The organism is Vibrio sp. QJM3NY_21 (assembly GCF_057785975.1).
On the sequence record NZ_CM173513.1, the window covers coordinates 1,250,205 to 1,275,780 of the forward strand.

Sequence of the window (25,576 nt, forward strand, 5' to 3'; positions counted from 1 at the left end):
GAATGCAGAAATTCACATTAGTTGGTTTGATTCTTGAGTGTCTGAAACCCAAAATAAATACGCATAAACGTAGTCAGCCAACACGCAGCGCCAAAGGTATAAGCGATAACTGCAAAGTGTTGAGGCCAAATACAGAAAGCAATGAAACAAGCGATGGTTTCTGTGCCTTCGGTTAGTCCAGACATGTAATAGAGAGACTTATGTTTATAGACTGGGTTTTCAATGCCTCGCTTACCAGCCATAACCGCAAACGCTAGAAAGCTGCTGCCTGTGCCGATAAAAGAGAAAATCAAAAATGCACCGGCAATGGCGTTGTGTTCTGGGTTGGCGATAACAAAGCCAAAAGGGATTAACGAGTAGAAAAGAAAATCGAGGCTGATGTCTAGGAAACCGCCCGCATCACTAATGCCTTGAATTCGAGCTAAGGCTCCATCAAGCCCGTCGCAAACCCTGTTAAATACAATAAACCCTAACGCCCATTCGTATTGTTGAAATGCCAATGCTGGAAACGCTAAACATCCCACCACAAATCCGAATAACGTGGTTTGATTGGCCGTGATACCAAATTGGTTCAGTAACTTAGCCGACTGATTTAATGGCCACTTAATGACCTTGATGGAGTACTTATCCAGCATGGTTACTTCTCCACGGCCAAGACAGAACTTTTGCCCCTTGAGGCACATCAGCTTGGTCGTGCGTCACCATTAATGTCGGAATATTCGCTTTAGTGAGTTGCTCAAATACCCAGTCGCGAAACTGGGCTCTGAGTTCTTGGTCGAGCTTACTAAACGGCTCATCAAGCAACGCCAATTTCGGTTTCGCCAATAGCATACGAGTTAAGCTAATTCTCGCTCGCTGGCCGCCAGATATTTGGTCGGGAAACGACTCAGCCAAGCGGGTCAGTTCAATGTCTTTTAATGCTTCCATTGCTTGTTGTTGGCGATCTGAACCCTTAACCGAGTTTGGTAACGAAAAGGCCAAGTTCTCCCATACTTTTAGGTGTGGAAACAACAAGTCATCTTGAAACAGAATGCCGACTTCACGCTGATGTGATGGGATCTCGTCTAGCTGAATATCGTTCAAAATAACGGTGCCAGAGTATGAGAACTCGTCATTCAGGTGACCCGCGATGGCATCTAACAACGTCGATTTTCCGCAGCCGCTTGGCCCCATCAACGCCAATATTTGGCCTGATTCTAATGTTACGTTTAGCGCTGAAAACAGCGATTCGCCACCGTTTTTATGGATGGCGAGGTCGTTGAGGTGCAGACTCATTAGTAAGAAAACCTTTAAAAGTAAGACGGCGATATCTAAGTTGAAGTCGGCTGACTAATATCGCTAAAGAGAAAAAGAACAGAGGCAACAAGGCCTGCCAAATGGCATAAATTGCGGTTACCCTGCGGTCGAAACCACTGGTTAGGGCAACGGCTTCTGTGGTGATGGTGCTAATACGACCAGCACCGAGCATCAATGTCGGCAAGTACTGAGCCAAACTCACACTGATCCCAACCGCCCAAGCGAAGGCGATGGCGGGCAGTAATATAGGCAGCTTGATCGAATACCAGCTTTGAAATGGCGATTTACCCAAGCTCAGTGAAGCTTTTATCAGCCCATCGTTGAAGCTTTTCCATGGGCCGTCCAAAGACAAGTACACAAATGGAAAGGCGAAGAAAACATGCGCCCAAATAACCCAAAACTCATAGGCACTGCTGCCAATGTATAGGGTGGTGATTTGCATACCGAACAACACCGACAGTTGAGGTATCAACATTGGAATAGCGATAATAAAGCCTGGGACTTGCCACTTGTATTTGATTCTGTATTCGTGAGCAACCAGCGCAAGCAACAAAGCGATTGAAGCAGCAATCAGACCAATCCATAAGCTTTGACCAACGGTGCTCATGATGCCATCCCACTCGAACTCCCAGAAGCGCATGCTGTAGCGACTAGGCAGTAAGTCAGGGAAGCGCCAGCGCTGCGCAAAACTCCAGACAATCATCAATGGAATGATCATCAGTGACAAAGCTGCAAGAGCTGTGAATACCGTTTTCCCCGGAAGGTTTGCTCCTGTTCTTCCTGAATACTGCCAAGTTCGAAAGTACTTAAGAACTGCCCATTCAACTAAACGCGCCAAGGCGATGATCAACGAAGCCAAGCCAAACAAAACGATCGCACCAGCAGCAGCTCGTGGTAGTAGATTAAGATCTGGATCGTTGAACCATTGCCATACCAAAACGGCAAAGGTTGGTGGGTTGGTTGGGCCAATGATCAGAGCGATGTCGACAACCGATACGCTATAGGCGAGCACAGCCAGCATTGGGAAGCGAAGCTTAGTAAACCATTGCGGGAAAATACACTTCCACCAGATCTGAGCGCGGCTGTAACCGAGTGATGCACTCACCTTAGTGATACGTTCTACATCGATTTGTTGAAGTATCGATATGCTCATCAGCAACAAGAAAGGAACTTCTTTGAGTGCGAGCATAATGATTAGGCCAAACGCGTAAGGATCTTTTATCAGCAAAGCCAATTCAGAGCTTGTAGCCGATTCACCAAGTAAGTGATGCACGGCTCTTGCGCCAAGCCCTGTTGGGCTAAACAGAAAAGCAAAGCCGATAGCGAAAGCCACATGCGGAATGGCAAGCATTGGCGATAGCGTTAGCTCAATCTTTCTCCAAAACTTGTTTCCCCAAGAAGCCTGAAGAATACAAAAGGTCAGGAAGCAGGCAATGTAGCTGCTGGCGACCGCTGAACCTAGGCTTAAGCCAATAGAGTGCCAAGCCCCTTCCCATTGAAAGACTTGGCTAAACCCGTTGAGTGTTGGCTCCTCTAAACCTAGGGGCGGGATGAAACTCAGTGACGAAGCCACGACTCCTGCTACCCCAGGAATGGTTGGGATAATGCACACAGCTATAACAACAAAATATAGAGCGCGTAGCATGGAGGTTAGTTACCGTATCGCTTAAGCCACTCTTTCTCGAGCGCGTTTTGCCAGCTAGGGTGTGGTTCATCAACCGATTTAAATTGCTGGGTGTTTTTAGCGCTGCCAGTGAGGTACTTGCTGCTCAATACAGAAGGGTCACCCCAGACATTTAGGTCACCTTTGCGAGATTGTGCTTCTGGGCTCAGTAAGAAGTTAATGGTCACTTGAGCACCTGCGGTTGCATTGGCATTCCAAGGAATCGCAAGGAAGTGAATGTTAGATAGTGCGCCGCTTTCTAACGCATAAGCCTTGGTGGTTTCCGCTAGGCGGCCACTTGATTGTGCTGAATATACAGAGTTTGGATTGAACGTAATCGCGAGGTCGAGCTGTCCGTCATCCAGAAGTTGAATGCTTTCAGATGTACCTGCAGGAAATTGCTTTCCGCCTCTCCATGCCACTTTATGGAATTTATCTAAGTAAGCCCACAGTGGTTCCGTAACTTCTTGGAAGGTATCTTCTGAAACGGGTTTAGCAAGCGCAGGACTGTTGTTTGTCAGCTCAATCAGTAGAGACTTAATGAAGCTCGTACCGTGAAACTCTGGTGGGCGCGGGTAGCTTAAGCGATTCGGGAAAGCCTGAGCGTAGCTCAACATCTCTGAAAACGATTGTGGCGGATTGTGCAGTGTTTCTTGGTCGTGGATGAAGACAAGTTGCCCAACGCCCCAAGGTGCCTCCAAGCCTTCTGTTGGCTCCGAGAAATCGACATCGATCGGCAAAGACTTATCCACGTACTGCCAGTTTGGAAGTGTTTGAGTGAATGGTCCAAACAACAAGGCATTTTCTTTCATTGAACGGAAATTCTCGCCGTTAATCCAGACGATATCGACACTGCCTTCAGTGTTCTTTCCTGCCGCCTTTTCTGCGAGTAAGCGAGTGGTAGTTTCTGCAATATCGGTTACTTTCACATGTTTTAAGGTAACACCGTACTCACTTTGTAATTTCTTGCCCGCCCACTGTAGGTAACGATTGATTTCTTGGCTACCGCCCCAAGCGTGAAAGTAGACAGTTTGTCCCTCTGCCTGCTGTTCGATTTGGTTCCAGTTATTGGTTGATGTTGCTTCATCAGCATAAATGGTTGCGCTGTATGCAACGGTTGCCATGATTCCTAACGTACTTACTATCTTGTTCATAAACTTTTCCATTTGGTAGTGAACGGGTAAGAGCATTGTTATTTAGAACTTCCTAGGACGTGTTGACCTTTCGCGGCTAACAAAAGATCAACACGGCCTAATAGTTATTCTATCTGTTTCTGAAATAATTTCTAATTCAACAGTAAATTCAATCAATTACTAGGGCGTGCTGATCTTTTTTGGTTAAACTTTGTTCGATATGCGATCGTCTCGAAAGCTCGACAGACTCTAGGCTCTTACCATCCTAGCAATAGACCGATAAACCAGTGAATTTATTGCATCTAAATGAGAGATATTTGAGGTTTATTGGAGGTTGGTACGAAAAGTAGGCGATGAGTGTTAATTTTGAAGGTGTTGTGAGGGTAAGCAGGCAATAAAAAAGGAGCCATGAAGGCTCCTTTAATCAATATCTATTTCGAGAACGGATTAGTTTACCCAATCACGAATTGTGTACGTTAGCGTGTGTACATCGTTTTTCAGTACTAGCGTATCGTTTGTTAGGGTTACGTCGCTCCACTCGCTTAGAGTAGCTGAAACCGATTGTTCGATTTCCATTGCTGAACCGTGACACATTTTCATTGTCATGCCCATTTGCTTGATACGGAATTGACCGTCTTTCAGCTCGCCTTGACCGAAGAAGTTGTTACAACCAGCCATGCCGTTTGCAGTCATCTTTTCGCCGATCTCTAGACGAGGAGCTGCTTGGTCTTCGCTTTTCACAATGTCCTTGCCATCAATTTGCGCAAGTTCCCAATTATGGTGCTGTAGATCGGTTGGTGTTACTTGCATCGCGTTGTCACCTGTTGTTGTGCATGCTGCTAGCATCATAGGTAAAGCGGCTACTGCTAGTAATTTTTTTGAACTAAACTTCATATTATAAGGCTCCAAAGGAAAGAACGAAGTTACCGAATAAGTGTAACTTGATGGGTTCAAAGTATAGTTTACAAAACACTATATGTGTCAGTATAAGGTCATAGTTTAGTATGAATTTCACGAGCTAGGCGACAAATTAATCGCTTATTTTTTAATTAGTAAGCTCGATTTTGATGTGTAAGGAGGCATGGTGGAGCAGTTAGAGTTTTTCCAGGTTCCAAGCCCTTGCGTTGGGGTTTGCTCAAGCGATGATAAAGGCTATTGCAATGGTTGTATGCGCAAAAGAGAAGAACGCTTTAATTGGATGTCGATGACTCCGTCAGAACAATTGCACGTGATTAAGCTTTGTCGTCAGCGCTATCGAAGGAAGATAATGAAGCAAAAAAACTTGGTTGGTAAGTCGGTCGACGAAGAGGGAAATACAAGTCCCCAAAGAGATCTTTTCGGTTAAAGAGGAAGTATCAAGATTTTATTTAACTCCGAAGTAACTATTACTTTACATAATGGTTGGGGTGTAATATTAAGGTAGGTACCTTTGTACCAAAAGGAGTGATGTCGGTATGAATAAAAAGAGCGTAAAACTCAAAAAAGAACCGGTTAAAGCACTGGATCGAAAAAACATTGGGGCGAAAAATGACCCTGAAGAGAGCCCGCGTGATTGGCATTCGATGTCAGAAGAAGAACGAATGGAAATCCTTTCTCACCTTTCAGACATGCCTTTTCAATAACATCACTGATTCTTCAGAGTCTTTCTTAACCCCCTGTTTTCTTAAATAAACAGCTTTCTGAAATAAACATATTGCTAAACAAACATGTGATTCGCTTTCGTTACACCACGATGGTATGTACAAAATGTATCATCGGCCTCGGTGGTTTTACTATGAATCTTAATGTTGGTTATCACTTCTACAGCCCCAGCATCGTAACAAGCTTGCTCTGCCTTTTTAACGATATCGAGTAATTGATTGAGTTCACCTTTCATTGTGGTTTCCATCGCACCAACTTGGAAAGGCACATCGGCTGCTTTCACAACTTCAATGGCTTTATCAACTACTTCGAAGTTGTTGCCTTCTTTAACGCGAGGGATCACTTGGAAGGCAACCATCACTTCTTTTTCTCTTTTTAACTTAGACACTTTCTGCTTACTCAATGATAGGGATTTGTTGCAGATGATAGGTTAATGCGGAGATAAATTCTACAACGGTTACGCTGCTTTATTTATGACACGAGTGACTGGAGATATCGGACTACTTGCTACCCCAGTGGTCGCTAACCCAACCACCAATATGCTCATCAAAATGACTACCACTGAACCTCTGGTTGCGTTCCACCGAGGTATCACAGTCGTCTTTGTTGTCGATTAGGTTTTGTATGTAGTTTGCCATTGGGTCATTGGAACTCTGACGATCTCGGCGAGTAGCCACTTCCTTAATCAGTTGTAATCGATATGTAGAGCTTGCACGTTTCATTTCAATGACCTCCCGGTTTTTAGACACTAATAGAAAAATCTAGTTGCCAGATATAGGGGCGTCAACGTGATCAGAAAGTATTTTTTTTGAGCAACCAAGAATCAATACCTTGGCATCATAATTCACAAAAATGTCATTTAAATTGGCATTTTGTCTGAGTCGATAGGTTGCGATTTTACATCTGATTGCATATAAAAAGCCCAGTGCAAACTGGGCTAATCGATTTTCTATGGTTATTTTGAAGAACTGGTCATTTCGAAGAACTTGGCTTGCTCTTAAATTGCTTAGCACTTTTCTTCTTTGCGGTTCTTCGGTTAGCCATTTTGTCTTTAGGTGGACGTTTGCGAGCTGTCGCTTCAGATGCAGGTTTGTCTGTAACAGGGAAACCTTCTAATGCTTGTAGCACAAGAGGCTTATTGGTCAGAGTACGAATCGCATTCAGGTAGTCAGTTTCGCTATGGCTAACCAGAGAGATAGCGCAACCAGTGCTCCCTGCTCTTGCTGTGCGACCAACTCGGTGTACGTAAGTTGCGGAGTGTGTCGGTAAATCAAAGTTAATCACGACAGGCAGCTGATCAATATGGATGCCGCGAGCCATCACATCAGTCGCGATAAGCACACGGGTCTCGCCATTTTTGAAACTCTCTAATGCTTGCTCTCGTTCTTCTTGGCTCTTATTTCCGTGTAACGCACTCACATTGATTTTAGATTTATTCAATCGCTTGGTTAATGCGTCGGCATTGTCTTTCGCACCAATGAACACCAATACTTGCGGCCATGTGTGTTGGTTGAGTAGTGCGATGAGCGCTTGAGCCTTACTGCCTTTGTTCACTAAATACAGAGTTTCTTCAATAGTCGCGACCACGCTGTTTTCTTGGTGTGTCGTGACTTTAACTGGATTTGAAAGAAGCTCTTCAGCTTGCCCCACTAATTCGGGCGGAAGTGTCGCAGAGAACAACAGTGACTGACGTTTGCTTGGTAGTGCTGCGGTAATTGCTTGAATATCTGGCCAAAAGCCCATGTCGATTAGGCGATCGGCTTCATCAAGAACCAATGATGAACACTGAGCGACATCCAGTTCACCACTTTTGATTAAAGCAAGTAGACGCCCCGGAGTAGCGATTGCTAATTGTGGTTGGGTTAGTAATTGTTGCTGCTGATCATCAGTATTCACGCCACCGGTTAAGGTTACAAATTTGATATCGAGCGCTGTCGCCACCGGCTCTAAAGATTCAGTCACTTGAGATGCGAGTTCACGTGTCGGGACGATGATAAGCGCTTGAAGTCCATTCACATCATGGATGATGTTGTTCAGCAAGGGTAAGCCGAACGCCAATGTTTTTCCGCTACCCGTTTGAGCCAACGCAAGTACGTCTTTACCCGCAATAATTGATGGAATTACCGCTTGTTGTATCTCAGTCGGTTTGTCGAATTGAGAAGGGATCGCTGTGACGGTTTTTGCGTTAAGGGTGAGGATATCAAATGACATAAATGAACCAAGTATCAAAATAGAGGTGGAGTCTAACAGGGCTATAAATGTTAGAGAATGAGTTTTGCTGTGTTACAGGATAAACGGGTGAATTATACACGTTAAATTTAAGCGTTATCCATACAACTAAATTAAGGCAAGCGAACTAAACCAAGCTAATTAAACGTTTGGCATATTGTAATGGTATTGAATGGACGTACAATATCCGCCCTAAAACGATCAAGTATGATTAGGAAGCTTTAAGGAAATGAGAGCGAAATGAGTTGGGAAAGTATCTGGCTGTTTATTATCATCGTGTTTTTTATTGCCATCATTCCAGGCCCAAATGCTTTGTTGGTATTGAGTACGGCTTTAACTCAAAGAAAGTTGTTTGCGTTTATTAACGTGTTGGGTGTGTCATGCGGGTTCTTATTTCATGCGTTTGTTTCTGCGAATGGCATGAGCTTACTGTTATCTAAGACTCCAATGGCCTTTGAGGGACTGAAGTGGGCGGGTGTCTTGTACTTAGTCTGGCTTGGTTATAATCACTTTCGAGCGGCACTGCGAGCTCAAGAGGGCGTGCTTGCTATAGTGAGCGCATCGGGCAGTAAGCTTTATAACCAGTTTTTCAAAGGACTCTTCACTAACCTACTTAACCCTAAAATCGTTCTATTCTACCTTTCGATATTCCCTCAGTTTGTTTCTAAGGATCACATTGTGTCCGACAGTTTAATGCTGGGCGCGATACAGGCGACAGTGGTTGCTACATGGTTTTTGGTTGTCATTTTGATGGCTGATACGTTTAAGAAATTATTGACGCAAAAGCGCACGTCTCAATGGATGAACATTGTGTGCGGGTTGTTGTTTGTTGGCTTCAGTATTCAGTTGGCGCTGTTTCAGCTTTAGGGTTCATAGTTAATAATCGACCCCCTAGCATCTACGACTCATATCTCACTTTTTACTGAATACTCAACAATCCTTGTTTCTGTGCATAAATCTCTAAAGCATTAGCTCGTAAAGTCGATATAATGGTCAGATATCAATTCAGTGAATGTGTTCGTTCGAAATCCAATTGAAGCTAAAGGCTATTGCTTGACCGAATAAACAGAGACAGGGAGTCACAGATGAGTGAAGAGTCATTCACCCAGAAACGCAAATATTACCGCTTGAAGTACCCAAAAAAGGCACGTCCAGTGATGCGAATTAAGGATGAGCTTTTTCATGTGAGTGAAGTGTCTGAAAAGGGTGTGCGCTTGATGATGCGTAACATCATTCCTGTTTATCGAGGCTTCTCAATGGCGGGCAGTTTAAGACTGCACGATAACAACACCATTGATATTAGTGGTGCAGTGCTGCGACAAGAAGGCGATGAAGTGATCGTTCAGTTGTTAGAAGGACCAAGCTTCAAAGATATGGTGTCAGAACAAAGACACATTAGACAAAGATACCCAGTATTTTTTGCTAGCCTCAGAGTGGCTTAGAAAGCTTTTAAAGTTAGATGCCTTAAAGCCCAAGTCACTCATTTAGATCCGATATTAAAAAGCCCAGCACTTTCACAAGTGCTGGGCTTTGCTATATATGTAAGCAAACTAAATATACGGACAAACTAAGGCGCTTAGCCTGTCTATGGTTCGTTTTATAGCTCGTCTACTGTTGCCCAAACCGCTGCTAGCATGTCGTGACCAAATGCAACACTGCGCTCTGGAGACCAGCCGTAAAGTTCGTCAGCGTGGCTGATGTGATCTTTAAACGGCATCTCGACAGTGTAAGCCAGACATTTGAACTGCTCACCGATCCAGTTTGTGCCGACGGTCATATTTGCTTTGCCCGGTTCGTCTTTATCGTAACCAAATTCATCTTGGAATTCTGGCGTGATAGTCAGAAGCGCTTGCTTGAAGTGATTCTCCAGTTTTGCAATGCGCTCGTTGTATGAAGGTGTGCCTTCGCTACCTGCAACAAAGTTATATGGAATCGCTTCGTCGCCATGAATGTCTAGGCATAGATCAACGCCAGTTTGTAGCATGCGCTCGCGCACAAGGAAAACTTCAGGGCTGCGTTCTAGAGAAGGTGATTGCCATTCGCGGTTAAGGTTTACACCAATCGCATTAGTGCGCAGGTGACCACGGATGCTGCCATCTGGGTTCATGTTCGGTACAACACGGAACACAACGCTGTCTAGAAGAGAGCGACCGACCGTATCTGTTTCATCAAGCAGGCGTTGCAGCAAACCTTCGATCAACCATTCAGCCATAGTCTCGCCTGGGTGTTGGCGACCAATAACCCAGATGTTTTTCTTATCTTCACTTGGCTCACCAATGGTTAGCAAGGTGATGTCGTTGTTGTCTAGCGTGTGACCCAGAGTTTCAAGCTTACAAGCCGGGTGCGTTTGAGCACTGTGCAGAAGATCCTGGTGACGATCGTATGAGTACGGCGCGAAGTACGCGAAGTACATTGAATCGTGTTCAGGGATGATATCAAAGCTTAATGTATCGCCATCGAACTGAGATGGAATTCGGAACCACTCTTCACGGTCATAAGATGCTACAACATCATAATCTTTCCACCCATCAGGGTAAGCAGATGTTGCCAATTGGCCGATTTCAAAGTGGTGAGCTTGTTGAGCTTCGCTTTCTAAACGGAAGTGAAACCACTGAGAGATTTCAGTCTGGTTGTCTGCTGGGATAGTCAGTTGAATATTTTGTGGTGAATCTGCTGAAACGACGTGAATGTTGCCGCTTTCGAAATTGCTGAAAATTTTCATTGTAGTTTTTATCTCGTAGTTGAGTTGCCGTAAGACTAGCACACTTTTTTTCGAGCAAACCACTAACTAAATCGTAATGAGATGTTATTTCAATTCTCTATTTTTTGTTATCTACGTTTAAGCTTTCTGATTTTGAACTAGCGGCGTTGGCAAGTCGTACAGCCACGACAGGCTGATCGTGTGTAGCGATCCAGTTTACTGCGTTGAACCTTACAGTACGCGTTTTTCAGTGCTCTTCTTCCAGAAAACCAATCATCGGGTTTCGAGAGGATCAGATAACCATTAAAGCGCTTCACGAGCTCTATTCTATTTTGGTCGATAAACTTGCTATCAAAGCCAATTTCAAAGTAATCAAGCGCTTGTTCTATGGCGGTGAAACTCGCTATTTTTTGCTGGAATTCTGTTTGGTTCATGGGGATTAGTCTCTGAACTGGTGGCAGCTATTGTACCGAGTCTACGACTTGTTTTATTGACTTTAGTTATGACTTATCTGGATTTTAGTCGTGGGCTTTTTCAACTTAAAATGATCTTTTTAACTCTTTGAAGCTTATAGATAAAACATCAACCAACTGTGCAGGAAAGGATCATGAATCGAATTAACCCAACGAAACTGCTCCGCAGTAAATGGACCGCGGTTAGCCCAGTTAAGAAAGAAAAGCACTTTATGGTCACTGAGGTCGAGTTCGAAGAAGGGGAGGTGATTCGTTGCTTGATAGAAGCAGTGATGACCAAACGAGAGGAAGCCATTAATTGGCGAGATCTAACCGACAAGGAGCATTGGCTTCCAGGTTGGAAGTAAGGACGTGAAGTAACGAAGAGTATCTCAACTACACCCGTTTTAACTGCCCGCTACCGTTTGCAATTGCCAGTATTTGAGTCCTTCTAACACACCTTCAGCGTGTGTTGCTCTGCTAGTATACACATTGTCTCGATCAGACAAGTGAGCGACCTCAGGATAATGGTTAGCCACTAATATTGAGTTTACGCCCTTTATCGTCAGCATAGAGGTGTCGTTGGCAGAGTCACCGGCAACGCACACTTCTTCAACGCTCAACTCATGTTGTTTAAGTAGATGATGAATCGCTGTGGCCTTATTGACACCTTTAGGCGTGATATCTAGGTACCAATCGTGAGAGTAAGTGAGGTGTACATCTATCCCATGTAATTCTAAGCTCGATTCGATCAGTTCATGCTGAGGCTCTGAGAGCTTTCCTTCAAAAGTGATTTTGTAATCACCCTGATGGCTCTCTAAGCGTTCGCCCATGAAATCGAGTGGCGCCAGTGCTGACTCTACCTTTGATTTGTTCCAAGAAGCTTCTAATTGGTTGTGCCAAATATGATCAGGCTTTTGGGAGTGAACGTGATGAATTCTGGTACCCACATCGCTGATAATACTGTGTGGTTTCGGGTAGTTATTTGATGCCAAACCCACTCGGATTGAGGGCAGAGTTCTACCCGTCGCGATGATAAAGCGGATATCAGGTTGCTCCGCTAAGTAGTCAAATAACTGATTAACCCCATGAGATGAACCCCCATCAAGCGTACCGTCAAAGTCACACACCAGCATTTTTATCATTCGAGCGCCTTGTCCTTTTCTTTAATAATCGCGGAAAGTATGTCGATTTCTTCTATAAATAATGGCTCAGCAATGAGGACTCTACAAGTTGTCTTTCGGCTTAGATAATCGACACTCATTAGTTTGCAGTAAGCATCACACTTGGCGTTATGTTTTGGATACTGAAGATAATTCTATCAATTTGACCAGTGTCAAACTTGGTTTATTCCATCGGCTATTTCTATTTTCATATAGTGACCTTCTGGCCCTCTATTGGTTTAAATGAGCGGTTGTGAATACCTCTGCGTTCTTGCCGAAGCTATACCGATCTTCTTGTTACATCGATAAAGAAGAAGGGGGGAGGTTTTGCTCTCCGTAAAGCGCAAATTTCCAGTTTTTAGATATCGTTAAAACTACAATAAATAGTTTGTATTCGAATTATTTGTGCACGAAGTATTTGTGTTGAATCCTAGCCTGTTTCACCCATTAATTGTTTTAATGTGAAATAAATATTCAATAATCTATCAGTTAGTAATAGATAATCTCGAACGCATTTATATCTTTTTAATATCCTTTATTATCAGTGTTTTGGTGGTTTTCGTCTGGGTGTTGAAACTTAATTTTGGTTGGCGAAATGATTGTTTTTGATAATGGTTACCGAACGCAACCCCTTGATTTACAGCTCTACATTGCTTAGAGTGCTAATCGTTTTTCGAGCTTAAATAACCATTTTTAAGTTAAAATAGCTAAGAAAGGATTAGATTATATGGATCCCATACTGGAAGTTAAGGGACTGTACAAGGTGTTTGGTGAAGATACCGACCGTGCTTTTTCGATGATTAATGAAGGCGCGGATAAAGACAAAATTTTCGAAGAAACAGGGTTAACGATCGGTGTTAACGATGTTTCTCTTAGTATTCAAGAAGGCGAGATTTTCGTGATTATGGGATTGTCAGGATCTGGCAAATCAACCCTAGTACGCCTTCTTAACCGCTTAATCGAACCTACCAAAGGTAATGTGCTTCTTCGAGGCAAAGACATTGCCCACATCTCAGAAGATGAACTACGCGAAGTCCGCCGCAACAACATCTCCATGGTTTTCCAAAATTTCGCACTGATGCCACATATGACAGTTATCGAAAATGCTGCATTTGGCCTTGAGTTGGCAGGTGTTGAAGTAGATAAACGAAAACAGTCAGCATTTGAAGCGTTAGAGCGCGTAGGCCTTGGCGCATACTCAGAATCGTACCCAGATGAATTGTCTGGCGGTATGAAACAACGTGTTGGTCTAGCGCGAGCCTTGGCATGTGACCCAGATATCCTGTTAATGGACGAAGCGTTCTCGGCACTCGATCCTTTGATTCGTACTGAAATGCAAGATGAACTGATTCGTCTTCAAAATGACGATAAACGAACGATTGTATTCATCTCCCATGATTTGGATGAAGCGATGAGAATCGGTGACCGTATTGCCATTATGCAAAACGGTGAAGTGGTTCAAGTGGGCACACCAGACGAGATTCTTAACAACCCAGCGAACGACTATGTCGAAGCCTTTTTCCGTGGTGTGAATGTCGCAAGCGTACTTACTGTGAAAGACATTGCGCGTAAGAAACCGGCTGCGGTATTTAAAAAGTCAGAACACGACGGCCCAGCTTCCGCTCTGCAAATCCTAATGGATAACGACCGTGAATACGGCATCGTTGTTGAGAAGAGCAGTCTTTACTCCGGCATTGTTTCTATTGACTCTCTTCGCAAAGCTCACAAAGAGAACAAATCATTAGTGAGCGCGCAGCTCGATGATGGATTAACGCTGAACCCTGATTTACCAATCAATGACGTGCTTGGCCTTGTTGGTGGTGTGCCTTACTCAGTGCCTGTTGTGGATGAGCAAGGTAATTACTTTGGCGTGGTAACTAAGTCACGTTTGCTACAAACATTGGATAAGGGGTAGATCATGTCGTCTGAACAAACAAATAATGACCCATGGTCACAGTCTGCTCCTGCCGCTCAGCCATCAAGTGACCCTTGGGGTCAAGCCGCTGACACTTCACCATCGGCAGATTGGCTAAGCAGTGAAACCGTAGAAACCATTCCTTTTGATCCTCTTAATCCTTTTGCAGAGGCAGTTTTGCCTGTTGATACTTGGGTTGAGTCTGGATTGAATTGGCTAGTTGAACACGGACGACCATTGTTTCAAGCAATTCGTGTACCTATCGATTTCATTCTAAGTTCATTTGAAACGGCATTGGTGTCTACGCCAGCCCCATTTATGCTCATCATTTTGTTCTTGGTGGCATGGCAGTTTTCAAACCTGAAACTGGGTGTTGCTACGGCAGTATCTCTTACTATGATTGGTTTGATTGGCGCTTGGTCTGAAGCGATGACCACGCTTTCACTGGTGATGACATCTGTATTCTTCTGCCTGTTGATCGGTTTACCCATGGGGATATGGCTCGCCCGAAGTAACACGGCGGCTAAATTCGTTCGACCAATTCTGGACGCTATGCAAACCACGCCAGCCTTCGTTTACTTAGTACCCATCGTAATGTTGTTTGGTATCGGTAACGTTCCGGGTGTGGTGGTGACCATTATATTCGCACTGCCACCGGTGGTACGTTTAACTATCCTAGGTATTCAGCAAGTACCGGAAGATTTGATCGAAGCGGGTCATTCATTCGGTGCAAGCAAAAAGCAGATGCTTTACCGAATTCAACTGCCACTTGCATTACCAACCATTATGGCGGGCGTGAACCAAACACTGATGTTGTCGCTATCTATGGTGGTTATCGCATCAATGATCGCGGTAGGTGGTTTAGGTCAAATGGTACTGAGAGGTATCGGCCGTCTAGATATGGGACTGGCCGCTGTTGGTGGTCTCGGCATCGTTATTCTAGCAATACTGCTTGACCGCATTACCCAAGTTCTCGGGGTAAATGCAGGTAATACAAAATTACGCTGGTACCACATGGGCCCTGTTTCTCTTGTGCTCAATGCGATAAATCGCGGTAACAAATCAGAACTACAATTAAGGAAAAACACCAATGAATAATTCATGGAAGAGCAAACTTGCAGTTAGCATCGTTTCTACATTAGCAGTATCAACGAACGTGTGGGCAGCAAGCTTACCGGGTGAAGGTGTATCAGTTCAGCCAGTTCAATCGTCTGTAGCGGAAGAAACATTCCAAACGTTGATTGTTAATCGCGCCCTTGAAGAGCTTGGCTACGACGTGAAATCTACGCAAGAAGTGGACTACAACGTAGCTTACACCTCTATCGCAAAAGGTGACGCGACGTTCTTAACCGTAGGTTGGTTTCCGCTTCATGCTGATAAATACAAAATGGCGGGCGGCGATGATAAATTCTACCGTGAAGGCCAATATGTAAGCGGTGCCGCTCAAGGTTACCTAATTGATAAGAAAACGGCTGAGAAATACAACATTACTAACATTGGTCAACTGACGGATCCGAAAATCGCGAAGCTTTTTGATGCTGACGGTGATGGCAAAGCAGACCTTACAGGCTGTAACCCAGGTTGGGGTTGTGAGATGGTGATTGAACATCAACTTTCAGCGTTCAAACTGGACGATACGGTGACTCACAACCAAGGTAACTATGCGGCGATCATCGCAGATACCATTTCTCGTTACCAAAAGGGTGAATCAATTCTTTACTACACGTGGACACCTTACTGGGTAAGTGGCGTATTGGTGCCTAACGAAGATGTAGTTTGGTTAGAAGTACCTTTCTCAGCACTTCCTGGCGAGCGTTCGAATGTGGACACGACGTTATCTAACGGCAAAAACTACGGCTTCGAAATGAACTCAATGCGCATTATAGCGAACAAAGAGTTTGCTAAAAACAACCCAGCTGCGGCGAAGCTTTTCGAAATCATCAAACTTAACATCAACGATGTAAGTGCTCAGAACATGATGATGAGCAAAGGTAAAAACAGCTCTGCTGATATCGAAGCGCACGTAAACGGTTGGATCAAAGCGAACCAAAATACGTTTGATGCTTGGATTGCAGAATCGAAGAAAGCAGCACTTTAATAGCACCTATTTGTATTCGTCCAGGTAAGATCTGCACTTTAATTTGATATTATGAGCGTGTTCAGCGCCTGTGTAGAGTCGCTGAATCACTATCAAATTAAGTGAAGTGACGATAAGTGTTAATCACTAAAAAAAAGCCAGCAGTCTTATTTGGACTGTTGGCTTTTTGTTTTCTGTTTTTATTCTTGAGCTTCTAGCTTCTAGCTTCTAGCTTCTAATTATAGCTCTAGCGTTCGCCTTGAACTTCGAAGTCGTCGCTAACTAGGCGAGCGCAGCCATCAGCTTCTAATGCCCAATGTTCACGATGCACAACACCAAACGCTTTGTTCATTGTCCAGCTAGCCGTAAGAATGTAGCCACCTTCTGGGTGCTCTTCCCACTTAACATCGGTGTAATCAACGTCTTTGAAGCCTTGGTCGATGATGTTTTGCCAAAATGCTTGAATTGCTTCACGACCTTCAAAGGTACCAAATGGACGAGCTTCCATCACACATGCTTCAGTGTACTGATCTGCACAACCTTTCGCATCTTGGCTGTTGAATGCTTTCTGCCATGCGTTAATGCCTTGTTTACATGCTTCTAATACTTGGTTGTTTAACATTGTTTTTCTCCATAGCAGTCTTCTTTCAAACACTGTGTCTTTGATTTGGGTGTCTCGATAAGTTGGATTCAGTTTAGTCTTGGAAATTGATCTGAAAAACAGAGATAATAGAAAATACTGTATGTAAAAAGAGAACAATGGGATGAGCAAGCTAAAGCAGATGTCGATTTTCGCTCACATCGTAGAGCAGGGTTCAGTATCAGCTGCGGCTGAAAAGCTTGAGTTATCTAAATCTGTCGTCAGTCAGCACCTCAAAATTCTAGAACAAGAGTTAGGCGCTTCTCTTCTTAAGCGCACAACACGCAGGCAATCTCTTACCAGTATGGGTGAGCGTTTTTATTTGAGTTGCAAAGACATTAACGTGATTGCCGACTCGGCTTGGGATATGGCCAAAGCTGAGCTAGAAGAGCCACAAGGTCGGATTCGTATCACGGCTCCGAACGCGTTGATGGATTTATTGGTTGCGCCCGTTGTTGCGGAACTGATGAAGCAATACCCCAAGCTAAACCCGGAACTGATCAGCGATGATCAGCACTTAGATTTCATGGAACACGATATTGATCTCGCGGTACGTGTGGGAAGCTCGCGTGACAGTAATCTTAAGCAGAAACGCTTAGGTGAGTTTAAAGACGTGTTGTGTGGTGTTGAAAGCATGCGAGATAGAGAGCTTGAATCTATTCCTTATATTGCAAACTCTTGGCAGGGAAAACAGGTGACTCATCATTTTAGTTCTCAAAATGAGCAAGACTTTGTTTATCAACAACAAGCAAGCTGCACCACGAACTCTTTTCACAGTTGTCTTGCTTTGATCAAATCTGGCGTTGGTATCGGTGTGATTCCAGATTTTTGTCTTCCTCAGTTATCCAATGAAATTGTCGACGTGATGCCAACTTACCAATTACCGACCAATACGGTTTATGCGTTGAACCCATTCGCTTCAAATACACCCATCGCCATCAAACTTTGTGTTCAAGCGTTGGAAGATAAGCTGAAACAGAGCTTCATTTAGTTGATGTGAGGCTTTTAGCAAAAGAACCCGTCAACTAAGGCAATTAAGTCAACTAAGGTGAGATGGTCAATCGGCAATTTCATCTTCTCTCTCCCCACCTCTCATTTCTACCTTGTTGTGTTCGTTTAATTGTGTGGATATTGGCGAAAAATCAAACCCTTACTTATAGTTAGTCTTAGTGTCTAGTTGCTTATCAAACGCTAAGAGGTTTAGTTATTGTCTGATCTGTGTACCAAATCATGCATCGAGTGTGGGTTAGTCAGCCAGTTCCGTGAATTACCGCCGGGAAGTGAGGCATCGTGCCCTCGCTGTAAACATACTTTATGCAGTATTGGAGCGAGCAAAGGGCAGGGTGTGATGGCTTACGCATCGGCCAGTTTGATAACGCTGGTGATGAGCTTGATCTTCCCCTATATGTCTTTTAGCGTGCAAGGTATCAGTCAACAAATAACCCTGTATCAAGCCGTCGAAATGATGAATCGACTCGATAACACTTCGATTGCCGCGCTATTGTTTCTCGCTGTTATTTTCCTTCCTGCTTATTTTCTTATTAGTGTGTTCTGGTTTTATGCATTAACAGAAAGGAAATCAAAGCGCTCAAACGCGCCAAACCGTTTAGCTATCTTTGTATTAAAAACATTGAGCTGGGTTAAACCATGGTTGATGGTCGATGTATTTTTGATTTGTGTGCTTGTCAGTTTGATTAAAATTTCTGCTTTTGCCGATGTCTCGATGGGCATCTCTTTTTGGGCATTTGGCATCTACGCCATGTTAGTGGTTAAGACGATGTCATTAGTCGATTTTGATTGGATTTGGGATCAGTTAATACCACTAAAACCGTTGAATGGAACCGTCACTGGTAGCCTTTTCCAAAAGCATGAGCATTTGGTTTGTCATGTTTGTGGGCAGGTCCACTTGTATGATGACCAACTTAGTCAGTGCTCTCGTTGTCATGTTCACCTACACCGATTTAATCCAACCAAAAACCTTCAGATAGCGTGGGCTCTATTACTTACATCCATTATTTTTTACATCCCGGCAAACCTATACCCAATGATGTATACGTCTGCATTCGGGACGAGTGAAGGTTCAACCATCATCGAAGGTGTCATCATCCTGTGGAATATGGGGTCATACCCAGTCGCTTTTATCATCTTGCTTGCCAGTGTGTTTATACCGATGGCAAAAATGATTGCGCTCGCATACTTGTATTGGAATGCAAAAAGGGTTCAGGGTTTACCTGTTGATGAAGCGACTCGATTTCTCAAAATATACCGTGTTACTGAGTTTATTGGTCGGTGGTCCATGATAGATATTTTCGTTGTCGCTATTTTGGTTGCCTTGGTTCAACTCGACGGGATCATGGCCATTTACCCTGGTCCAGCCGCGTTGTCTTTCGCGTCGGTCGTCATCTTCACTATGTTGTCAGCGATGATTTTCGATTCTCGAATTATATGGAAATAATCTCTCGGTAGAGGTTTGGGGTATATGGAAAAACAAAGCGCGTCAGATGCGAAAGTATCAAAAAAAAATGAATTTTCTCCGGTCTGGATTGTGCCCATTATCGCGGTTCTGGTCGGCTGTTGGATGTTGTTTCAGTACTTCAATAATCGCGGGCCAGAGATCACTTTGATCTTGCCTGATGCTTCAGGTATCGAAGCGGGAAAGACAGCAATTAAGTCTAAAAATGTACATGTGGGCACTATTACGGATGTCGCGCTGAGTGAAAACTACGAATACATCATAGCCAAAGCTCAGATAGACAAGAAAGCTTCACGCATGATCAATAAAGAAACTCAATTTTGGGTGGTTGAGCCCCATGTCGGCACCGATGGCATTAGTGGGCTTGAGACCATTTTGTCGGGGTCGTACATTGAGTTGAAGCCGGGTAAATCGAGTGAGTCTCAATTGAAGTTCGATGTATTAGACACACCACCTGTCGCGGGACCAGATACCAAAGGAATACGGGTGGTTGTTTCACACAACAAGGCTAATCAACTCAATGTTGGTGAGCCTGTGTTGCACCATGGTTTTGTTGTAGGTCGTGTTGAAAAAACGAGTTTCGATTATCAAAAGAAAGAGGGCAAATACCAACTGTTTATCTTTGCGCCTTATGATGGACTGATTTTCGAAAAAACGCAGTTTTGGCTATCTTCTGGAATCGATGTGAAGTTTGGTGCGAATGGTTTAGACGTTAACTTTGCATCAATAGAAAGCATCCTGACTGGTGGTGTTAGCTTTGATGTAGCCGAGAGTATTAAGCCTGGATTGCAGATAAAAGAGAACCTTCAAGAGTATACACTGTACGACAATTACGACGCGGTTTTACAAGGTAAGTACACGACATCGATCGAGTATGTGTTGCTATTTGAAGAATCGGTTCGAGGTTTAAGGAAAGGGGCTCCAGTGGAGTATCGTGGTGTCAGGATTGGCACTGTGGGTACGGTGCCGTTACAAATTCGCATGGATAAAGATGGTAAGGTCTCGAACCGTATTCCTATCTTAATCAAGCTGGAAATAGAACGAGTTTCTGAAGTCTTTAGAGCCGTGAATGCCGAAGCCTTTGCTGAACGCGTCAAGCTGCAAATGGGCGAAGGGTTAAGAGCGACCTTGAAAACGGGTAACTTGCTTACAGGAGCACTGTTTGTCGACATTAATTTTTATGAAGATGAGGAGACTTATGAACCCAGAGAATTTGATGGTTACCCTGTGTTCCCGGTTGTCGCGGGTGGTCTAACCGAGATTCAAAATCAAATCACCGATTTCCTAACCAAGATTAACGAGCTACCGTTAGACGCGACTATCGCCAATTTAAACGGGTCGCTTGCATCATTAGACACTACCCTGAAGAGTGTCGATCAACTGATGGGTAGTGAGGGCGCAAAAGCGTTACCACAAGATCTGAGTGACACCATGAAGCAACTTGAGGCGACATTAGAAAGTTACGATGATGACTCCGACGCTTACAAGCAATTGATCAGTGCATCTGAAGAGTTAGAACATGTGTTAAAAGAGCTTCGCCCACTGATTAAAGTGCTGAATGACAAACCGAATGCGTTAGTGTTCGGTAGCGAAGTAGAAGAAGACCCGATTCCAGTTAAGGGAGTGGAATAATGAGAAAGCTATTTATATCACTGGTTGTGTCATTCGGGCTTTTGGGGTGCGCTGCGCCTACTGATGGTACTAACGCGTACCTCTTGCCTGAAAGTGCATTGGATAAGCCCATCTTTAAGGTCAAAACTAGTGTTGATTTGCCGGATTACCTCGACACGATAGGAATAGCTTATCGCAAGTCTGAAAATGAATTGGTATCTGCGCGTAAACACGTTTGGGCTGAGAACCTTGAAGGGTTGCTTGAAGAGCGGGTAAACAGTTCTAATGCTGCTGGCGCGGAAGATAAAGAATTAACACTCACTTTTGAACAGTTTAATGGTTCTTATACCGGAAACGCAGAAGTGAAAGGAACGTGGGTATTGAGCGACCAAGATACAGTACTTGCGCGTGCCGACTTCGAATCCAAAGTACCCTTGAAAGAAGCAGGTTATGAAGCACTTGTTGAAGCCCTAGGTGAGGGGTTAGATGAGGTTTTGTCTGAGATTCAGTCTAAGCTTCCTTAATGGACCATGTTTGTTTGAGGTGCGTAAGAAGAACATGAACCTTACCAGCTACTCCGCATTGATTTATAGCGGGTCCCGTAAAATATGGGCTTGATTATTAGTAAGCCCATATTAAGAGGGATCACTCAGAAGGCAGATTCTGTTTCAGTTCTAACAACATTTGATACGCACTTTCCCCAGACATTTCATATGGATTAAATTGATCAGAGGTTGAAAACTGTAAATTCAATAATGCGGTCAAACTAGATTGTGGAATGTCACCCATAGACCAATCACCAAACTGTCGGCTATCAATTTCTTTGTAATAAAGAATCGTCACGTTGCTGTGGCGTGGGTCATTGAGAATGTGATTATAGGTATTATTGACCGCATCTCTTGAACCTTCAATACACTGAAGAAAGTACTTTTGATTATGGCTCAGGAGCCCCGTTAGATGGCTTTGCTTATTGTGGTCACGGGAAATATCCAAAATATCGTCCAAAGCTTTAGAATCGCAACTTTCACAAAGCGTGCTGACATAAATCAACCGAGTTAGGAACATAAACACCACTTCACTTTTTGTTTAAAGGTTACTTACAAATATAAGCCAAGTTGATGGAATTGCTAATCTAACCCAAAATATTGAGCGTTCTGATGATTGATTAGTCAGTAATTATGAAAATCTAATTGGCATGTTACTGCGGAATTTTATGAGCAAGGAGCATTATAACAATACTCCTTGTTCACTTTTCACGATATTTAGACTGTATTTATTGTAATAGATACACTTATTGCGAAGGGGGATTTATTGCGATGGATAGACTAACGTTAATAGTGGTCAGGGAATGTCGGACTAAAAACAGGGTGGAGCGCTCTTAGCTCATCTTGGCTAAGGTAGCCACGTTGAGTCTTGATGACTTCTCCATTTTCTCGGTATACAGCCATTGCGCTTGAGTAGGTGCCTGTTTCTAACCAAGAGATCTTGAATTCAGCACAATAAGCGTCGATACAATTTCGTGGGTTTTGAGTAGCCCAACTGCCAAATCCAGTCTTCCAACCTAATAGTGTAGAGCCTTCACTTACGATTTTATCGTCATCTATATAATGAAAACTTGATGAAGAGTGTTCAATTTCGATTTCGGTATTTCCAATTAAATCACTGTAAAATACGTAAGTAGGCCATAAGTCAGCGTTGTTATGAGAAAGAGTGAAGGTCACTTTAGCTGAACCTTCCAATAATTGTGTTTCACGCTCTATAGTAAATGTGATTCTTTCTTGTATGTCCGCAAGGTTGCAGGTCCAAAGTTGACACGCATTGTACATCTCGTCGTAACTTGTTCCCCAGCGTTGGGCAGCTTCAACTATTAACGCGTCTCTAGATGGATTTAAGTCTGTATCTTCATCAGGATTGGTTTGATCGCCCGCAGAGCCATCGCCGCCTTCAGGTGGTAATATGGGTTTCTCAGGGTTATGAGGTGTTGAACCATCAATCGAATTAGAATCATTTGAGCTGTTGCATCCGGTCAGTAACGCCGCAATTAAAGTGGCAAATAAAGCTGTTCTTTTCATTTTGAAACTACTCTCTACTTTAGAAAAAAGTATCCTAACTATGTGACAAGCATTATCTTTCAATGATGGCTTATCGATAACTTTCCGTTGATAGAGGTATAGTATTTGCGATGTTTACAATTGGCTAACTAGTGGTTTGAATATGAATAATAAGTAGCGCTTATCACGAGAAGGCGGAAGCAGGTGAAGTGCAGAGTCATTCTTTTAGCTCCAATCAATAAACGGTGAGCTATATTATCTAAGCCCACCATCTAAGTAATTGAATCTAATATTTAGTTCTTCACTACCGAGATCGATTCAACGTTTGAAGACGCATCAAAACGAACATTGACCAACACACTCTCTCGTTCGAAAGTCACATCATCAAAGTCAGTAGCAGCGATCTTGAATCCATTTCTTGCGAATAAACTCGTCACTGTTGTTCGTTGTTTCTGTTCCATAGCGCATGTCAGTAGTTCATTCATCGTGATCTCCATTAGGTAACCGTGTGCATAACGCAAGCGTACAGTCTCTTTGTTATGAAATCAATTGCTTAATTGATAAGCTATGTTGATATGTTCAATTGAATGATTTTGGTATTCAAAAAATCAATGATCAAGAGGGAGGGTGGCTGTTCTGATTATGGAAGATGGAGCGTTATGTGACCGTGGTTCAGCATTCCTAGAGCGTGAGATTCATTGCAAAAATCTCTTTGAAATAAGTAGTTACAAAGCAGGGTGAACCATGCCCGCCGTTTAGTATGTTCGGTCGATTATCGGAATCACTATCGGCCTATATCTCACTTAACTAAAGTACACCGATTTATGATGAGTAGATTCCTTAATAAGCCTTCTTTGTATTGAAATTTGACATGTAAGATGGTGTTGTTATAAGTGTTATTAATTGCATAAGCTTGATTTTAATATTAGTTTGATTTATAAAATAAGCGCTCGTTCATTAACTTCATGATTATATTAGTTTTTACTAACCTTTAATAACATGGAGAAAGGCGATGAAAAAGAACCAAACACGCAACAGGTTAGCGAATTTAGTGCGACTCCGTAGGTCATACAAAGCATCAGATTTTCTGGTGAGCTCTAACGAACTCCGAGTGAAGAAAGATGTGTATAGCTTACGTAAAATCAAACAGTTAGAAATTCGTCAATTGGGTCTTAAAGAAAACGCAATCAATATTGTTTCGTTGGCTTTAGTTCTCTCGGCTGCGACTTGGGCATTTGTTCCTCAGTTCGGTTTACCGATGCTTGCACTGACCTTTATCTTGGCGTTTGTTACATGGCGAAGATATGAATTGCGTGCAGAGTTTAAAGGAGCCGATGAAACTGGCGACCATTGGGTTTCCGTGGCACGCGGTTGTACTCGCGAAGAGTTCAAAGTGTTGAAAAACGTTGAATTGGCTTTGCGCGATCAGGTGTCTTAATACTTTAGATTTCTTCGTATTTGGGCCTTGTTAATGCCAGGGTCTTATAACCGTTGAACTCCCATAATCAATAAAGCTCGTCATTGCATGGCGAGCTTTTTGTTTTCTGAAAAACACAGATAGTGCAGGTTACTTTGAGAGGCCAATGCTTATATGTGTAATGGTGATTGATATGAATCTTAAGTCACGGCATTTGTGATGCTTTTTGTGGTTTTGAATATAGGGAGAGGGTGGAAATGAATACACGAGTCAGTGAGAGTTCTTTTAAAAGGCTCATCCAGTTAGTTGGTTGTGTTTTGATTATAGTGTTGAGCAATAGTCGACTCTCCAATGCTCAAAGCATCGAGTTTCCTACTTGTGCACAGAGCGAGGTTTTGAATACAGAAATACACCTTTATGTTGATGAATCGGTGTTAGCCGAATATTCCAAAGCATTTATAGCCTCTAAGATAGCGACATGGGAAAGCTATTCGAATCTGGTATTGAAGAACTCCTGCATCCCTATGACGAGAAAAGTTACCAAGGTGACTTATACGCCAGAAATCGACAGCCTTTGGTTTCAAGATTTGGGCGCAGCAGAGAGGTTATTAAAACTCTCGATGGATGAGCCGATTCCAGAAACAACAGAAGACGGCGTCCCCATTTTTACTGGGATAGTATTTTCTAATTATAATTTTAGCTTTGAGTCTGATTATTGTGGTATGTCATCTTCAGTATCCTACTTTTTTTCTTTAGCGGTAAACTGCCCTGATTACTTAATGGAGCATGAAATTGGCCATTTAAGTGGTGCTAATCATGACTATAAAACGTTATTGAAAGATTTTGATAGTATCGAAAGTTACATTTCTGGAACGTATCCAAGAGCTCCTCAATATTCCTTCGGCGCAATTTGTGCTGACAGAGGGACTGTGATGTCTTATGAGAGAGATGTTATACCTGCTTATTCCAGCCCGGACATCAGAGTGGATGGCATAAAGTGCGGGGATAGCAAATACCACAACAATGCGAGAGTGCTTAGAGAGTTCGTACAAGCTTATTTAACCCCATGATTGCCTCGCTGCTAGCCTGTTGTTTTATCGAACTTTATAAGTCG

At 43.2% G+C, this 25,576-nt stretch carries 29 protein-coding genes; 14 read left to right on the top strand and 15 right to left on the bottom strand.

Annotation, left to right across the window (positions count from 1 at the left end; all coding sequences use genetic code 11):
• Positions 1–17 precede the first annotated feature (17 nt).
• The 5 genes from AC3CID_RS05690 to AC3CID_RS05710 form a co-directional block, all read right to left on the bottom strand.
• Positions 18–635: a CDP-alcohol phosphatidyltransferase family protein gene (locus tag AC3CID_RS05690; protein WP_017083285.1), complete on the bottom strand. Its 618-nt coding sequence runs from the start codon at positions 633–635 to the stop codon at positions 18–20.
• A complete protein-coding gene (locus AC3CID_RS05695; protein WP_102557723.1) occupies positions 625–1,275 on the bottom strand; it encodes an ATP-binding cassette domain-containing protein in 651 nt (216 codons plus the stop codon). The genes AC3CID_RS05690 and AC3CID_RS05695 overlap by 11 nt, the downstream gene beginning before the upstream one ends.
• A complete protein-coding gene (locus tag AC3CID_RS05700) occupies positions 1,241–2,941 on the bottom strand; it encodes an ABC transporter permease (RefSeq protein WP_488527062.1) in 1,701 nt (566 codons plus the stop codon). The genes AC3CID_RS05695 and AC3CID_RS05700 overlap by 35 nt, the downstream gene beginning before the upstream one ends.
• 5 nt (positions 2,942–2,946) lie before the next feature.
• Positions 2,947–4,113, bottom strand: coding sequence for an ABC transporter substrate-binding protein (locus AC3CID_RS05705; RefSeq protein ID WP_488527063.1), 1,167 nt, complete (start codon positions 4,111–4,113; stop codon positions 2,947–2,949).
• Positions 4,114–4,539: 426 nt separating this feature from the next.
• The gene (locus AC3CID_RS05710) at positions 4,540–4,986 is read right to left on the bottom strand and encodes an META domain-containing protein (RefSeq protein WP_004734625.1); all 447 of its coding nucleotides are present in this window, start codon (positions 4,984–4,986) and stop codon (positions 4,540–4,542) included.
• Between the two features lie 187 nt (positions 4,987–5,173).
• On the opposite strand from AC3CID_RS05710, the gene AC3CID_RS05715 reads away from it, so the two are divergent.
• Both AC3CID_RS05715 and AC3CID_RS05720 read left to right on the top strand, forming a co-directional pair.
• Positions 5,174–5,437 carry a DUF1289 domain-containing protein gene (locus AC3CID_RS05715; RefSeq protein WP_017079017.1) on the top strand — a complete coding sequence of 88 codons (264 nt, stop codon included), beginning with the start codon at positions 5,174–5,176 and terminating at the stop codon, positions 5,435–5,437.
• 109 nt (positions 5,438–5,546) lie between these two features.
• Positions 5,547–5,714: a hypothetical protein gene (locus tag AC3CID_RS05720; RefSeq protein WP_488527064.1), complete on the top strand. Its 168-nt coding sequence runs from the start codon at positions 5,547–5,549 to the stop codon at positions 5,712–5,714.
• Positions 5,715–5,788: 74 nt separating this feature from the next.
• Here the strand turns inward: AC3CID_RS05720 and AC3CID_RS05725 are convergent, their stop codons facing one another.
• From AC3CID_RS05725 to AC3CID_RS05735, 3 genes are all read right to left on the bottom strand, one after another.
• Positions 5,789–6,091, bottom strand: a complete 303-nt coding sequence (locus AC3CID_RS05725; protein WP_017065764.1) for a thiamine-binding protein — start codon at positions 6,089–6,091, stop codon at positions 5,789–5,791.
• A gap of 142 nt (positions 6,092–6,233) precedes the next feature.
• Complete coding sequence (locus AC3CID_RS05730) at positions 6,234–6,455, bottom strand: hypothetical protein (protein WP_004734659.1); 222 nt, start codon at positions 6,453–6,455, stop codon at positions 6,234–6,236.
• A 250-nt stretch (positions 6,456–6,705) separates the two neighbouring features.
• Positions 6,706–7,944, bottom strand: a complete 1,239-nt coding sequence (locus AC3CID_RS05735; protein ID WP_488527065.1) for a DEAD/DEAH box helicase — start codon at positions 7,942–7,944, stop codon at positions 6,706–6,708.
• A 258-nt stretch (positions 7,945–8,202) separates the two neighbouring features.
• On the opposite strand from AC3CID_RS05735, the gene AC3CID_RS05740 reads away from it, so the two are divergent.
• Together AC3CID_RS05740 and AC3CID_RS05745 are read left to right on the top strand one after the other, a co-directional pair.
• A complete protein-coding gene (locus tag AC3CID_RS05740) occupies positions 8,203–8,829 on the top strand; it encodes a LysE family translocator (protein WP_488527066.1) in 627 nt (208 codons plus the stop codon).
• Between the two features lie 218 nt (positions 8,830–9,047).
• Positions 9,048–9,404 carry a hypothetical protein gene (locus AC3CID_RS05745; protein ID WP_054546628.1) on the top strand — a complete coding sequence of 119 codons (357 nt, stop codon included), beginning with the start codon at positions 9,048–9,050 and terminating at the stop codon, positions 9,402–9,404.
• Positions 9,405–9,559: 155 nt separating this feature from the next.
• Here AC3CID_RS05745 and AC3CID_RS05750 read toward each other — a convergent pair whose 3' ends face one another.
• Both AC3CID_RS05750 and AC3CID_RS05755 read right to left on the bottom strand, forming a co-directional pair.
• Positions 9,560–10,684, bottom strand: a complete 1,125-nt coding sequence (locus tag AC3CID_RS05750; protein WP_488527067.1) for a M14 family metallopeptidase — start codon at positions 10,682–10,684, stop codon at positions 9,560–9,562.
• A 137-nt stretch (positions 10,685–10,821) separates the two neighbouring features.
• Positions 10,822–11,097 (bottom strand): nitrogenase-stabilizing/protective protein NifW, encoded by a 276-nt coding sequence (locus tag AC3CID_RS05755; RefSeq protein ID WP_004734654.1) that lies wholly within the window; start codon positions 11,095–11,097, stop codon positions 10,822–10,824.
• A 173-nt stretch (positions 11,098–11,270) separates the two neighbouring features.
• On the opposite strand from AC3CID_RS05755, the gene AC3CID_RS05760 reads away from it, so the two are divergent.
• Positions 11,271–11,483 (top strand): TIGR02450 family Trp-rich protein, encoded by a 213-nt coding sequence (locus tag AC3CID_RS05760; protein ID WP_146457346.1) that lies wholly within the window; start codon positions 11,271–11,273, stop codon positions 11,481–11,483.
• Positions 11,484–11,522: 39 nt separating this feature from the next.
• Here the strand turns inward: AC3CID_RS05760 and AC3CID_RS05765 are convergent, their stop codons facing one another.
• The gene (locus tag AC3CID_RS05765; protein WP_428786631.1) at positions 11,523–12,260 is read right to left on the bottom strand and encodes an HAD-IIB family hydrolase; all 738 of its coding nucleotides are present in this window, start codon (positions 12,258–12,260) and stop codon (positions 11,523–11,525) included.
• Positions 12,261–13,005: 745 nt separating this feature from the next.
• On the opposite strand from AC3CID_RS05765, the gene proV reads away from it, so the two are divergent.
• Genes proV through proX form a run of 3 tightly spaced genes read left to right on the top strand, consistent with a single transcriptional unit; the run spans position 13,006 to position 16,291 of the window.
• On the top strand, positions 13,006–14,193 hold the full coding sequence (gene proV / locus AC3CID_RS05770; RefSeq protein WP_017079026.1) for a glycine betaine/L-proline ABC transporter ATP-binding protein ProV: 1,188 nt from the start codon (positions 13,006–13,008) through the stop codon (positions 14,191–14,193).
• A 3-nt stretch (positions 14,194–14,196) separates the two neighbouring features.
• A complete protein-coding gene (proW, locus tag AC3CID_RS05775; RefSeq protein WP_004734649.1) occupies positions 14,197–15,291 on the top strand; it encodes a glycine betaine/L-proline ABC transporter permease ProW in 1,095 nt (364 codons plus the stop codon).
• On the top strand, positions 15,284–16,291 hold the full coding sequence (gene proX, locus AC3CID_RS05780; RefSeq protein ID WP_488527068.1) for a glycine betaine/L-proline ABC transporter substrate-binding protein ProX: 1,008 nt from the start codon (positions 15,284–15,286) through the stop codon (positions 16,289–16,291). Before proW ends, proX begins: the two co-directional genes overlap by 8 nt.
• A gap of 226 nt (positions 16,292–16,517) precedes the next feature.
• Here proX and AC3CID_RS05785 read toward each other — a convergent pair whose 3' ends face one another.
• Positions 16,518–16,892: a YybH family protein gene (locus tag AC3CID_RS05785; protein WP_017633307.1), complete on the bottom strand. Its 375-nt coding sequence runs from the start codon at positions 16,890–16,892 to the stop codon at positions 16,518–16,520.
• Positions 16,893–17,034: 142 nt separating this feature from the next.
• On the opposite strand from AC3CID_RS05785, the gene AC3CID_RS05790 reads away from it, so the two are divergent.
• From AC3CID_RS05790 to AC3CID_RS05805, 4 genes are all read left to right on the top strand, one after another.
• Positions 17,035–17,901: a LysR family transcriptional regulator gene (locus AC3CID_RS05790; RefSeq protein WP_488527069.1), complete on the top strand. Its 867-nt coding sequence runs from the start codon at positions 17,035–17,037 to the stop codon at positions 17,899–17,901.
• A gap of 216 nt (positions 17,902–18,117) precedes the next feature.
• The gene (locus AC3CID_RS05795; protein ID WP_488527070.1) at positions 18,118–19,365 is read left to right on the top strand and encodes a PqiA/YebS family transporter subunit; all 1,248 of its coding nucleotides are present in this window, start codon (positions 18,118–18,120) and stop codon (positions 19,363–19,365) included.
• A 24-nt stretch (positions 19,366–19,389) separates the two neighbouring features.
• The gene (gene pqiB / locus AC3CID_RS05800) at positions 19,390–21,015 is read left to right on the top strand and encodes an intermembrane transport protein PqiB (RefSeq protein WP_488527071.1); all 1,626 of its coding nucleotides are present in this window, start codon (positions 19,390–19,392) and stop codon (positions 21,013–21,015) included.
• Positions 21,015–21,518 carry a PqiC family protein gene (locus AC3CID_RS05805; protein ID WP_065205510.1) on the top strand — a complete coding sequence of 168 codons (504 nt, stop codon included), beginning with the start codon at positions 21,015–21,017 and terminating at the stop codon, positions 21,516–21,518. The genes pqiB and AC3CID_RS05805 overlap by 1 nt, the downstream gene beginning before the upstream one ends.
• A gap of 121 nt (positions 21,519–21,639) precedes the next feature.
• Here the strand turns inward: AC3CID_RS05805 and AC3CID_RS05810 are convergent, their stop codons facing one another.
• The 3 genes from AC3CID_RS05810 to AC3CID_RS05820 form a co-directional block, all read right to left on the bottom strand.
• On the bottom strand, positions 21,640–22,059 hold the full coding sequence (locus AC3CID_RS05810; protein ID WP_065205509.1) for a BLUF domain-containing protein: 420 nt from the start codon (positions 22,057–22,059) through the stop codon (positions 21,640–21,642).
• Between the two features lie 266 nt (positions 22,060–22,325).
• The gene (locus tag AC3CID_RS05815; RefSeq protein ID WP_146457366.1) at positions 22,326–23,066 is read right to left on the bottom strand and encodes a lipoprotein; all 741 of its coding nucleotides are present in this window, start codon (positions 23,064–23,066) and stop codon (positions 22,326–22,328) included.
• A 272-nt stretch (positions 23,067–23,338) separates the two neighbouring features.
• Positions 23,339–23,530: a hypothetical protein gene (locus AC3CID_RS05820; RefSeq protein ID WP_237290660.1), complete on the bottom strand. Its 192-nt coding sequence runs from the start codon at positions 23,528–23,530 to the stop codon at positions 23,339–23,341.
• Positions 23,531–24,057: 527 nt separating this feature from the next.
• Here AC3CID_RS05820 and AC3CID_RS05825 point away from each other — a divergent pair.
• A complete protein-coding gene (locus AC3CID_RS05825; RefSeq protein WP_004734639.1) occupies positions 24,058–24,483 on the top strand; it encodes a hypothetical protein in 426 nt (141 codons plus the stop codon).
• A 236-nt stretch (positions 24,484–24,719) separates the two neighbouring features.
• Positions 24,720–25,532 carry a zinc metalloprotease gene (locus tag AC3CID_RS05830; RefSeq protein WP_237299459.1) on the top strand — a complete coding sequence of 271 codons (813 nt, stop codon included), beginning with the start codon at positions 24,720–24,722 and terminating at the stop codon, positions 25,530–25,532.
• The last annotated feature ends 44 nt before the right edge of the window (positions 25,533–25,576 follow it).